The organism is Amycolatopsis rhizosphaerae (genome assembly GCF_007713715.1).
Taxonomy (GTDB): Bacteria; Actinomycetota; Actinomycetes; order Mycobacteriales; family Pseudonocardiaceae; genus Amycolatopsis_E; species Amycolatopsis_E rhizosphaerae.
In genome coordinates this window covers 1-11741 of the sequence record NZ_VJWX01000211.1, presented here as the reverse complement: position 1 = coordinate 11741, position 11741 = coordinate 1, and the positions used below count along the sequence as shown (strand labels likewise).

The 11741-nt window shown below is 68.6% G+C and carries 10 protein-coding genes and 1 pseudogene; 9 read left to right on the top strand and 2 right to left on the bottom strand.

Annotated features, from left to right (window positions below):
• From FNH05_RS20535 to FNH05_RS20515, 5 genes and pseudogenes are all read left to right on the top strand, one after another.
• Positions 1–780, top strand: a pseudogene (locus FNH05_RS20535) (hypothetical protein); the annotation flags it as partial.
• Between the two features lie 51 nt (positions 781–831).
• On the top strand, positions 832–2094 hold the full coding sequence (locus FNH05_RS20530; RefSeq protein ID WP_246127857.1) for an AAA family ATPase: 1263 nt from the start codon (positions 832–834) through the stop codon (positions 2092–2094).
• A complete protein-coding gene (locus tag FNH05_RS20525; RefSeq protein WP_144590334.1) occupies positions 2091–3323 on the top strand; it encodes a vWA domain-containing protein in 1233 nt (410 codons plus the stop codon). The genes FNH05_RS20530 and FNH05_RS20525 overlap by 4 nt, the downstream gene beginning before the upstream one ends.
• A gap of 113 nt (positions 3324–3436) precedes the next feature.
• A complete protein-coding gene (locus tag FNH05_RS20520) occupies positions 3437–3910 on the top strand; it encodes a hypothetical protein (protein ID WP_144590333.1) in 474 nt (157 codons plus the stop codon).
• A 44-nt stretch (positions 3911–3954) separates the two neighbouring features.
• Entirely contained in the window at positions 3955–4341 is a 387-nt protein-coding gene (locus FNH05_RS20515; RefSeq protein ID WP_144590332.1) for a hypothetical protein, read from the top strand.
• Here the strand turns inward: FNH05_RS20515 and FNH05_RS20510 are convergent, their stop codons facing one another.
• Both FNH05_RS20510 and FNH05_RS20505 read right to left on the bottom strand, forming a co-directional pair.
• Complete coding sequence (locus tag FNH05_RS20510; protein WP_144590331.1) at positions 4342–5346, bottom strand: LacI family DNA-binding transcriptional regulator; 1005 nt, start codon at positions 5344–5346, stop codon at positions 4342–4344.
• 107 nt (positions 5347–5453) lie between these two features.
• Positions 5454–6419 carry an alpha/beta hydrolase gene (locus tag FNH05_RS20505; protein ID WP_144590330.1) on the bottom strand — a complete coding sequence of 322 codons (966 nt, stop codon included), beginning with the start codon at positions 6417–6419 and terminating at the stop codon, positions 5454–5456.
• Between the two features lie 313 nt (positions 6420–6732).
• Between FNH05_RS20505 and FNH05_RS20500 the strand changes: the two genes are divergently transcribed.
• The 4 genes from FNH05_RS20500 to FNH05_RS20485 all read left to right on the top strand — a co-directional run.
• Positions 6733–8337, top strand: coding sequence for an ABC transporter substrate-binding protein (locus FNH05_RS20500; protein ID WP_186382650.1), 1605 nt, complete (start codon positions 6733–6735; stop codon positions 8335–8337).
• A 72-nt stretch (positions 8338–8409) separates the two neighbouring features.
• Positions 8410–9360, top strand: coding sequence for an ABC transporter permease (locus tag FNH05_RS20495; RefSeq protein ID WP_144590328.1), 951 nt, complete (start codon positions 8410–8412; stop codon positions 9358–9360).
• On the top strand, positions 9357–11300 hold the full coding sequence (locus FNH05_RS20490) for a dipeptide/oligopeptide/nickel ABC transporter permease/ATP-binding protein (RefSeq protein ID WP_144590327.1): 1944 nt from the start codon (positions 9357–9359) through the stop codon (positions 11298–11300). The genes FNH05_RS20495 and FNH05_RS20490 overlap by 4 nt, the downstream gene beginning before the upstream one ends.
• A partial coding sequence (locus FNH05_RS20485) for an ATP-binding cassette domain-containing protein (protein WP_144590326.1) occupies positions 11297–11741 on the top strand: 445 nt, incomplete at its 3' end. The genes FNH05_RS20490 and FNH05_RS20485, both read left to right, overlap by 4 nt.

The window sequence follows — 11741 nt, the reverse complement described above, 5'->3', positions numbered from 1 at the left end:
GCCGTGGACCGATGGGGCGCCGAGGCGGCGCTGCTGCTGCGCGCGGAGGGGCGGGCGGGCAGCCTCGTCACCGTGCGGCTCGGTACCCGTCGCAGGCTGGTGCTGGACCTGGGCGGCCAAGGGGAGGCGGCCGGGCCGTCCTGGCCGAGGATCGCGGCCGTTCCCGCGAGAGTTCGCGCTCGTGCGTGGCCGGTCCTGCCGGACGCGGCGACCTGGGTACTACCTGATCTGGAGTTGCTCCGCACAGGGTTGATCGACGCGGAACGGCTGCATCCGCTTGTCGCGTCGGCACTCGTACCGGACCGTCGCCCGGCCGGTGCGTCAGGAAATCCGGACGACTCAGGGAATGCGCGCCTCGTCGACTGCCGAGGCGCCAGGCACCGGCTCGGCGTGGTGAACGGGGTGCTTGTCCCGCTGGACCACGACCCGGACGAGATCCGCCGCGAGGAACTGCTGGTCGCATTGGGCGGTACCGCGCTGCCCTGTCTGCGGGCGATCGACGAGGCGCACCGGCGCCCGGGGTCCCTTGTGGACGTTCGCGCCCATCTGGACCACGGCGACGCCGCCGGTGCCGTGGCTGCGGTCGAAGCTCTGCTTGGACCGGATGTTCTCCTGCGCGACGGCGCATTGCGCGAGGAGTTGGAGACGGCGGTGCGCCGCCGGTTCGCTCAGGGCCTTTATCGAGCCGGACTCCTCGGCCTCGGACCGGTTCCGTCCATCCGGGACGTTCGCCGCCGCCGCGATGTCCGGACCCACCCGCGGCACGCGACTTTCCGCTGATCCTCGAAAACCCCGTCCTTTCGTTCCTACTCGACCCCAAGGTGATCGAACATGCCCGTATCCGCTCCGTCCACCGCCATGGATGTTCCTTCGGAAGCGGCCCCCGCCCGGCCGCTCGACATCGCCGCCGATCTGCTTGCCCTGCTCCACGACACGACCACCGAGCCGCGTCCGGACCCGCAGCTGGACGCCTTGGCACTGGCGGTGTCCGCCGACTTGCCCGTGCTGCTGTGGGGAGAGCCGGGGATCGGCAAGACCGCTGCCCTGACCCAACTTGCCGAAGCCCTCGGCCTGCCGCTGACCACGGTGATCGCCAGCGTGCACGAGCCCGCCGATTTCTCCGGTCTGCCGGTGGTCGGTGACGATCCCGCGGTGCAGGGTGTTCCCCTGGCCCCGCCGGACTGGGCCGTGCGCCTGGTCCGGGCCGGGCGAGGGCTCCTGTTCCTGGATGAGCTGTCCACCGCACCGCCGGCCGTCCAGGCCGCGCTGCTGCGTCTCGTGCTTGAACGCCGCGTCGGCGCTCTGCGGCTTCCCTCCGCGGTCCGGATCGTGGCCGCCGCCAACCCGCGCTCCTCGGCGGCCGACGGCTGGGAACTGAGCTCACCACTGGCCAACCGGTTCGTCCATCTACAGTGGACCTTCGACCACGAGGTCGTGGTCCGCGGGCTGGGCGGGACGTGGCCGCGGGCAACGCTGCCACGGCTGGACCCGGGGCGGCTGCACGAGGCGGTGACCTTCGCCCGCCGGGCGGTGTGCGGACTCCTCGCCGCCCGCCCCGGTCTGGTGCATCAACTGCCGAAGAACGAAGCGAACCGCGGCGGTCCGTGGCCCTCACCGCGCAGCTGGGAAATGGCACTGCGCCTGATCGCTTTCGCCGGCGCGGCGGGCACCTCCCGGGAGGTGCTGTCGATGTTGGTGCGGGGCACCGTCGGAGACGGTCCTGGGCTGGAGTTGCTGGCCGCCTTGGACCGGATGGACCTGCCGGACCCCGAGGTGCTGCTGGCGGACCCGGCGGCGGTCGTCCTTCCCGAGCGCGGCGACCTGCGCCGGACAGTGCTCGACGGCGTGGTGGAGGCGGTGCGCAGGCGACCGGAGCGGTCCCGTTGGAACGCGGCGTGGACCCTGCTGGCCCTGGCACTGGAAACCGGAGCCCCGGACCTGGTGGTCGTACCGGCGGCCACGCTCGCCGCGCTGCGCCGCGACGACTGGCAGGTTCCGGAGGCGATCGAGCGGCTGGCCGGGGTGGTGTCGCTGTCGCAGCGGGCGGACCGAGCCGGAGCACGAACCGCGGCAGGCGCGGGGACCGGCCGATGACGCCGGGAATGCTTGACGAGGAGAAGCTCTTCGCCGCCCGGTTGCACGCGGTCCGAAGCCGGCCTTATCTGGCGACGGCGCTGTTCGCCCTGCATACGGTGGAATCGCGGCGAGTGCCGACCATGGCCGTGGACCGGCACTGGCGCTGCTACGTCTCGCCGGCTTTCGTGGATCGAACCCCCTTGGAGGAGTTGGCCGGGGTATGGGTGCACGAGGTCTCCCACCTGCTGCGCGACCACCATGGGCGCAGCGACCGGTTCGCGGTGAAGCACGGGCTGACCGGGCCGGGGGAGCGGTTGCGGATGAACATCGCCGCGGACTGCGAGATCAACGACGACATCTTCGGAGAGGGGCTGGTACCGCCGGAGGGGGCCGTCCAACCAGCGCTGCTCAGATTGCCCGAGGGACAACTCATGGAGGACTACCTGCGCCAGTTCCGCCTGGGGCCGCACACCGATGGCCTGGCCTGGCTGGACTGCGGCAGTGGCGCCGACGGGCTGGAGCGGGAATGGGACCTGGGACCGGACGGTGCGCACGGCCTCAGCGCGCAGGAACGAGACGCCGTCCGGTTCCGGGTGGCACAGGGCATCAACGCCCGCCAAGGGAACGCCCCGAAGGGCTGGCAACGGTGGGCGCAAGAGGTGTTTCATCCGCCGCAGCCCTGGCGGGAACTGCTGGGAGCGGCGCTCCGTTCCGCGATCTCCGGCCCTGGCGCGGGTGAGGACTACACCTACGGCCGGCCCTCGCGCAGGTCTCCCTGTCTGCCGGGAGTCGTACTGCCGAGTCTGCGGCGCCGCCCGCCCCGGGTGTTCGTGATCATCGACACCTCGGGGTCGGTGAGCGATGCCGAGTTGGGCAGCGCGATCGTCGAAGTCGTCGCGATCGGCCGCGCCACGGGCGGCGGGCGTGATCTCGTCACGGTGCTGTCCTGCGACGCCGCCGCCCACGTCGCACACCCGCTGTGCCGTGCCGAGGGAATCGCACTGGTGGGCGGCGGCGGTACCGATCTGCGCTCGGGGTTCGCCAAAGCCCTCCGCGCGAACCCGCGTCCGGACGTCATCGTGGCCCTGACCGATGGACACACGCCCTGGCCCGGCACGCGACCACCATGCCGGACGGTAGTGGGGTTGTTTCCCCGCCAGGGCCCGGCCCGTTCCCGGATCGAGGACGATCCCAACTACCGGCCGGACACACCACCTGCGTGGGCGCGGGTGGTCCTGGTGGGGTGATTCCTCTCTACCGGACTTCACGCGAGCATTCCCGGAACGTGTTTTTCCTCCCGTTGATTCTGGCATTAGAGGTCGGTATTCCGAGGTTTGGGGATTGAGTGGATAATGAGGTCGTGGAGACGCTTTGGTGGTTCGCGCGCTTCCTCCTCGTGGTGGCTCTGAGCGCCGCGACGCTGTTTGGTGGCGTTCTCGTCCTGCTCGTGCTGATCAACGGCGCTGACTACGGTCCGCTTCTGAGCTGGTCGGCCCTGCTCGGCACGCCCACGATCCTGACCGTGGCATGGGCGGGCATGGCGCTTCTCCTCTTCCCGTCGGCATGGCGGAGTGTGCTGTGGTGGATTGCCCGTATTGTGGCGGGGGGCGTGCTGGCCGGTGCGACCCTGTTCGTCCCTGTTGGATTCCTGATCGGGTTGGCGAACGGCGCTTGGTGGGTGTTGCCGGCCGGCCCGACGGTCCTCGTCCTGCTCTGGGTGGGTGCGGTGTTCCTGGTCTTCCGGCCGGCAACCCGATGGTTTCGAGCGCGCGAGGAGGAGGATGTGGCTCGCATCACCGCCGGGCTTCGCGATACGGGTGCCAGCCGCCGGTAAGGTTCACAAATCTCAGGACCACGAACAAGGGACTCTTGGCAGCGATGGTTCGATCCGAACTGATTCTGATCGGGTACTGGCGGCCGCAGGCGGGGCGAGGATGGACGGCGGATGACCGCTGGCCCTCCCCGGAGGATTTCGTAGACCCGTCCTGGGACGCCGATGAGCGCGACCAGGTCGTGGACTATCTCGGCCGAGGCTTCGTCGTGAGAGCCTGCATGGGCTTTTCCCCGTGCCGGGTGTGCGGCCGGGCCAACGGTGCGCTCGAGCTGAGCGATGGGAAGTACGTATGGCCGGAGGGACTCAAGCATTACGTGGAAGACCACGACGTCCGTCTCCCCGAACCTTTTACCTCGCACGTTCTGGCCGGCGTCGAGGCCTTCGAGACCGCTGGCCGTGATGAGTCTTGGTGGCGTGGCTTCGTCGGCTGATCAGGTGGTTCCACGTATGACGAGCTCCACGTTCAGCGTGACATGCCGGGCTGGTCCACCCTTTCCGGCAAGCGCTTCACGAAGATGCCGGAAACCGAGCTGCCCGGATTTTTCGAGTGGCTGGCGGATGGTTGTCATCTCAAGAGACTCGGCGAGTTCGCCGTCGTCGAATCCGACTACGGCCATGTCCTCGGGCACCTGGATTCCCTGTTTCTTGCATTCGAGTAGAACTCCTGCCGCGAGAGCGTCCTGGTGGGCGAAGATCGCGTCGGGTAGACGATTTTCCTGAACCAACCGTTCCACGGCGGCTTTGCCGCCGGCGATGTTGTTGGGAGTGATGACGTGCCGGACCTGGTCGGGATTGACGCCGGCGTCGGCCGCTGCCCGGCGGAGTCCACTTCGGCGCATCTGCCCCGGGGAGAGGAAGGCGTCCGAGCGTTGCGCTTCGGAGATGTAGGCGAATGAGCGGCGGCCGGTGTCCACGAGGTGCTTCCCGACGAGGTAGCCCGCAGCGTGGTCATCGACGGTGATGGAGTCGAGTTCGGGGCGCGTGCTGTCGACGAGCACGGTGGGCAGGCCCTGGCTGAGCAGTCGTTCGGCCAGTTGGTCCTCCAGCGGCAGCCCCATGATGATGACGCCGTCGAGGCGCCGGGTCACGGGGAGCGCGCTGAGGAACGGCGATGCGGCCGACGCTGCCGATTCCTGGTCGTAGATCACGATTTCGGTGGCATCGTCCTTGGCCTCTCGAAGAATTCCCTTCAGGCGGCGACTGTAGGAATCGTATGAGCTGAATGGTGCGAGGACGCCGACGCGGCCGACCGTTTTCCGTGCGCGCGCCATCGCTGTCTCTTTGGGCACGTAACCGAGTTCCTCGATGGCATCGAGGACCCGTTGACGGGTGGTGGCATTGACGCGGTGAGGGCGGTTGAGAGTGAGCGAGACAGTCGAGATGCTCACGCCGGCTCGGTTGGCGACGTCGTAGATGGTGGCGTGGTCAATGGGCACCCTGGTGGCTCCTCTCCGTGCGGCAGTCCGCGCACGCTGGCCAGGCTAGTCCTGGTGCCGTTGGGGCTCGCCGGGTCGTGGCCGTCATCTGGACGAAGTGCAGCGTGCTATTTGCCGGGTATCCAATGTGCCCGGTGCAGGGCCGCGCCGGCGTCGCATTGCCAACGCCTCGCTTCGTCCCAGCTGCGGGTGAGCAGCGCCGTGCCGTGTAGTGCCCCGGGATAGCGCTCGTGGGTGACGGGCACCCCGGCCGCGGCAAGGCGCTGGGCGTACCGCTCACCCTCGGTGCGCAATACGTCGTACTCGGCCGTCATCACATGTGCCGGCGGCAACCCGCTGAGATCCGGGGCCAGGAGCGGCGAGGCGAGCGGATTGCCGGCCTCGCCGCGGTCGGCCAGGTAGGTGTCGGTCGCGTCCGCCATGGTCGGCTGCGGCACGTCGGGCAGTACGCCGGACGCCAGCGTCGCTTTCGCAATCTCACGGGTGAGGTCCAGTGCCGGAACCTCCAGGAGTTGGAACACCAGGCCGGGACCGTCCTCGTCCCGGCAGCGCAGGGCGACCGCGGCGGCGAGGTTCGCGCCGGCGGAGGAGCCGCCGATCGACAGGTTGTCCGCATCGAGGCCGAGTTCCCCGGCGTGCTCGACCGTCCACAGCAGCGCCGCGTAGCAGTCGTCCAGTGGGACGGGAAACCGGTGCTCGGGTGCCAGACGGTATTCGACGCTGAACACGATGCAGTCGGCGTCTCGGCAACGGCGTCTGCAGATGGCGTCCACCGTCCGTTCGGTCACCGACCCGGACTTCCAGCCTCCGCCGTGCAGGCTGATGTGCCCGGGTAGCCCCTTGTCGGCCGACGGCCGGTAGACCCGCATGAAGATACGGCCCCCGGCGACGGGCACCTCGTGCTCGGTCACCGAGTGCACCTCGGGGCCGGGCATCCCGTACCGGTGAAACGCGAGGTCGCTCAGGAGATGAAGGTATTCCCGCTGCTCCGCTGGTGACAGGTGCCCGGGAACCCCCCGTGGCATCTCACTGATCAACTGCTGGACGGCGGGCGCAAGCTTCACGCTGGTCACGACACTCCTCGACGTTCGTTGCGCTGCGGCAACTCCTGGTGTCGACGCCTGGGTCCCTCACCGACCCGCAGTCGAGTGGGCGGTGGCGTCACCCGGTCATTCGAACGCTTCCACGAGCACTTGTCAAGTGCTTCGGCGAAGATGTTTGACCAACCTTGGAAACCCCATCTGAAGTGCATCAAAGTGCTTCGATTGACTCTTGACATCTATGTTTCGGGGGAGTTTCCTGTCTCACACAAACCGCGGTTTCGAGTCGGGTCGCGTCGACCAAGGCGACGTCGAAGTCGCGCACTCTGGCGGAGCAGGAGGAGATGTGCCTGGACTCAAGGGATGGTGCGGTGGCACCCGCGGGCGCCTGTCGGTGCCGTCGCGTCGGCCGGTTGCCGCCGCGACGGCCATCGCGTTGATCGTCGCGCTGGCCGGTTGCGCGTCGGCGGGAGACGACCGGAGCCGTCAGCCCAAACCCAGCGGCCGTGTGGGAGAGACGCTCACGATCGCGTACGCCTCGGTGCCGCAGACGCTGGATCCGGCGAAGGCGGTGCAGAACAATTCGCTGTACCAGGCGCTGGCGTATGAACCTCTGATCGTGCGGCGGTCGGACGGCGGTCTGGCGCCGGGGCTGGCCACCTCGTGGAAGTACGACGGCAACGACAACACGAGGCTGGAACTGCGGTTGCGGGACGGGGTGACGTTTTCCGATGGCTCACCGCTGACCGCGCAGGGCGTCGTCGACCACTTCGGGTACGTGGTCAAGCAGGGAGGGCAGTTCGCGCCGATGTTCGCCGACGCCACGTTCAGCGCGTCCGGCCCGCTGACCGTGGTGATCACAACGGCCAAGCCCAACCCCGATCTGCCGACGCTGCTGACTCAGGACGACGTTGTCGGCGGCGTCATCAGTCCGGCGGGTTTGCGGGACACCGCGAAACTGGGGACCCAGACGTTCGGAGCCGGCCCCTACCAGCTTGACCCGGCCCAGACGGTCGCCGGTGATCACTACACGTTCGTGCAGAACCCGAACTACTACGACAAGGCCGCGGTGCACTGGAAGCGGGTGGTGGTCCGCGCGATCACCAACCCGGAGGCGACGCTCAACGCGATGAAGACGGGGCAGGCCGACTTCGCGGTTGGTGATGCCAGTACGGTATCGGCCGCCAGGCAGGCAGGGCTGACCGTCACCTCGACCCCGCTGCTGTGGACCGGCGTCACCTTGGCCGATCGTGGCGGGACCATGGCCAAGCCACTCGCGGACGTGAGGGTGCGGCAAGCGTTGAACTACGCCACCGACCGGCAGGCCATCGCCTCCGCGCTGTTCCCCGACGGCGGGCGTGCGACCTCCCAGCTCACCGTTCCGGGCGGGTACGGCTACGACAGCGCGCTCGACAACGCCTACCCCTACCAGCCGGACAAGGCCAAGGACCTGCTCGCACAGGCCGGCTACCCCAACGGATTCCCACTGCCGATCGTCACCGCCGACTACCAGTCGATGAACCTGGTCGCACAGGCGCTGGCCCAGCAGTGGCAGAAGATCGGTGTCACGTTGCAGATCACCGACCGCGCCAACTCCAACCAGTACACCTCGGAGGCCTTCGCGCCGAACTATCCCAGCTTCATGACAATCTTCGGGCAGCAGCCGATCTGGACGGAGGGACCGTCCCTGTTCCTGCCGTCGGCGTTGTTCAACCCGTTCCACGTCGCCGATCCGCAGTTGCAGGCGCTCTTCGACGAATCGGCGAAGGCGACCGGTGACGCCAAGGACTCCGCCGATCGCCAGGTGGAGACGTGGCTGGTGCGCCAGGCGTGGTTCGTGCCGGTCGTCGCCACCGGTCTGCCGTTCTACGCGACCAAGAAGGTGACCGGAACATCCGTTTCGCCACGTGCCCCTCTGGTGTCGGTTTACGAGATCCAGCCCGCCGCTTGACAACGCCGGGCCGGGGCGGACGAAGCCGCCCGCCCCGGCCCGATACCGCATACCCGCGAGAAGGAGGCGCACATGATCCGGGCAACCGCACGTTGGCTGGGTTCCTCTGCTGCTTTGCTGTTCGTGGTGACCGTGCTGACCTTCCTGCTCAGCACGCTGGCGCCGGGTGATGCCGCCAAGGCGATCCTCTCGGGCCAAACCACCAGCTACACGCCGGAGCAGTACTTGCAGTTACGGCACGCACTCGGCATCGACCAGCCGTTGCCCGTGCAGTACTGGCACTGGCTTGACGGGTTGCTCCACGGCAGCCTCGGCACCGACCTGTTCAGCGGGCAGCCGATCGCCGAGGCCCTCAACGGGCGTCTGGCCATCAGCCTGTCGATCATTGTCGGCACGGTCGTGGTGTCCGGGATCGCCGGGGTGGGCCTGGGTGTCTACAGTGCCGTGCGTGGCGGCCTGTCCGGGAGACTGGTCGATGGTGTGTCCCTGCTGGGGCTGGCGGCGCCGAACTTCTGGTTGGCCCTCGTCCTGGTCGAAGTCTTCGCCGTCCAGTTCCCGATCTTCCCGGCCACGGGGTACGTGTCGTTCGCCGACGATCCCGGGGAATGGTTGCGCGGTCTCGTCCTTCCGGTGCTCACCTTGTCCGCGGGCGGCACGGCGTTCATCGCGCGGCAGACCCGCGACGCCATGGCCGACGTCCTCACCCGCGGCTTCGTGGTGGCGCTGCGGGCACACGGGATTCCCTTGCGGTCAATCATCTTCAAGCACGCGCTGCGTAATGCCGCGATACCGGTTGTGACCCTGCTCGGCTTGATGTTCGTCAGCCTGCTTGGGGGAACCGTGCTGGTCGAGAGCGTGTTCGCGGTACCTGGCCTGGGACAGCAAGCGGTTACGGCAAGCAGCACGCACAACCTGCCCATGGTCGAGGGAGTCGCGTTCTACTTCACCCTGGTGGTGGTCGTGGTCAACCTGCTGGTCGACATCTCCTACCGCTTGCTGAACCCGAAGGTGCGTGCGGCATGACGGCGATCGTACCGGCCGGCACCGATGGCGTGGCCGGCTCCCAACCCGTGCGTGCCGGCGCGCGGCGGCCTCTGTGGACTGCCATCGCCCGGTACCCGGTCGCCGCGGTCGCCGGGTTGTGCCTGGCCGCTCTGGTCCTGGCGGCCTTGGTGGCGCCACTGATCGCGCCCGGCGATCCGCAGTACCAGGATCTCTCAAGCGTGTTGAGCGGACCGTCCGGCGCCCACTGGCTGGGCACCGATCGACTGGGGCGCGATGTGCTCAGCCGCCTGCTGTTCGGCACCCAGGTCACGCTGCTCGACGTCGCCATCGCCACCGCGGTGTTCCTGGCCCTCGGCGTACCACTGGGCGTCGTGGCCGGTTACCGCGGAGCCTGGCTGGACCGCGTTGTAGTGCGTTTCGCCGACCTCGTGCTCGCCGTTCCCGGGATTATCGTCCTGCTGATGGTCGTCGCGGTGTTCCCGGGCGACGATGTCGCGACGATGATCGCGCTGGGCGTCATCGGCTGTCCCGGCCTGCTGCGCATCGTCCGTGGTTCCACTTTGGCGATCCGGGGCGAGTTGTACGTGAAGGCCGCGCGACTGTCCGGCCTTCGCACGGGCGCGATCCTGCGCCGTCATGTTCTTCCCCGCGTCGCCGGGCCGATCATCGTGCAGACCTCTCTGTTCTGCGCCACCGCGTTGCTGGCCGAAAGCGGGTTGTCGTTTCTCGGCCTGACCCGGCCGGACACCCGCGGACCGAGCTGGGGAAACATGGTTGCCGAGGCCTCCAACGCGATGAGCCGCACCACCTGGCTACTGGTTCCGACCGGCGGGGCGCTGATCCTCACCGTGATGGCGTTCGGGCTGATCGGCGACGCGGTGCGCGATGCCACGACGAGCAGATCGGTCGCGGTGGCGCCGCTGTCGCGTCGGCGGCGCAGAGGCCCCAAGGCCACACCGTCTGCGCCGCCGGTGTCGTCGGTGTCGGCGGCGGACACACCAATCCTGCGGGTGGACGGGCTCACCGTGACGTTGGGGGGCTCGCCACTGGTACAGGACGTCGGCTTCGTCCTCGCCGCGGGCGAGGCGGTGGGCATCGTGGGCGAATCCGGTTGTGGGAAGAGCGTCACCGCAAAGGCCGTGTTGGGGCTGCTCCCGGCGGGTGCCGACGTCGCAGCCGGAAGCATCACCTTCGAGGGCAAGGAGCTGACCGCACTCAGCGACAAGGAACTCGGCCGCGTCCGCGGCAGCGGTATCGCGTTCATCTCGCAGGACCCGGCGAACAGTCTGGATCCGACGTTCACCATTGGAAGCCAACTGCGTGAGGTCATCCGTCGTCACCACCCCCAGCGGCGCCGACAGGCCGACGCCGAGGCCGAACGACTCCTGCGTCTGGTCCAACTGCCCGACCCCCGAGGCGTGCTGCGGCGCCGGCCTGGTGAACTCTCCGGAGGCATGGCGCAGCGGGTCTGCATCGCCATGGCACTGGCCGCGCGCCCCAAGGTGCTCATCGCCGACGAACCGACCACCGCGCTGGATGTCACTGTGCAGGCCGAAATCCTCGCCCTGCTGCGCGACCTGCAGCACCGCCTCGGCATGGCCCTCATGCTGATCACCCACGATTGGGGCGTACTGGCCGACGTCTGTGATCGGGCTGTGGTCATGTACGCCGGTCAGGTCGTGGAAAGCGCGAGCGTGGAGGAGCTGTACGCCCGGCCACGCCACCCCTATACCGCGGCCCTGCTGGCCGCCAACCCGCACCGGGCGCCAAGGGATCAGCCGCTGCCGTCGATCCCGGGCGCTGTGCCCCGGCCCGGCCACTGGCCGGAGGGTTGCCACTTCCAACCTCGATGTGCGCTCGCTCAGCCGGCCTGCGGCGAAGGTCCGATCGCTCTCACACCGGCCGCGCCGCGACACCTCTCACGATGCATCAGAGTCGAGCGGATGGAGCACCGATGACGTCCACCGAACCGCTGCTGGAGATCCGCGGCCTCACCGTCGTCTATCGGCGTGGCCACCGGCGACGGCCGTTCACCGCCGTCGATGGACTGGACCTCACCCTCGCCACGGGCGAGACGCTGAGCGTGGTCGGTGAAAGCGGATCGGGTAAGAGCACACTCGGCAACGCCGTGCTCGGTCTCGTAACGCCCAGCGCCGGCAGCATCCGCTTCGCCGGTGAGGAGATCACCTCGGCGGCACCAAGCCGCCGTCGCCAACTCACCCAACACCTCCAAGTCGTCTTCCAGAACCCCCACGGCTCCCTCAACCCGGCCCGCACTGTCGGCCAGTCCCTCGAGGAGCCCCTGCTGGCCCATCGCGCGTCCATGGACCGGACGCAGCGGCGCTCCGCGGTAGCCACCGCCCTGGAACGAGTCGGTCTCGATCGCGACACGGCCGCCC

Coding starts and splice junctions, on each gene's coding strand:
- FNH05_RS20530 (WP_246127857.1), top strand. CDS start 832: ATGCCCGTATCCGCTCCGTCCACCGCCATGGATGTTCCTTCGGAAGCG.
- FNH05_RS20525 (WP_144590334.1), top strand. CDS start 2,091: ATGACGCCGGGAATGCTTGACGAGGAGAAGCTCTTCGCCGCCCGGTTG.
- FNH05_RS20515 (WP_144590332.1), top strand. CDS start 3,955: ATGGTTCGATCCGAACTGATTCTGATCGGGTACTGGCGGCCGCAGGCG.
- FNH05_RS20495 (WP_144590328.1), top strand. CDS start 8,410: ATGATCCGGGCAACCGCACGTTGGCTGGGTTCCTCTGCTGCTTTGCTG.
- FNH05_RS20490 (WP_144590327.1), top strand. CDS start 9,357: ATGACGGCGATCGTACCGGCCGGCACCGATGGCGTGGCCGGCTCCCAA.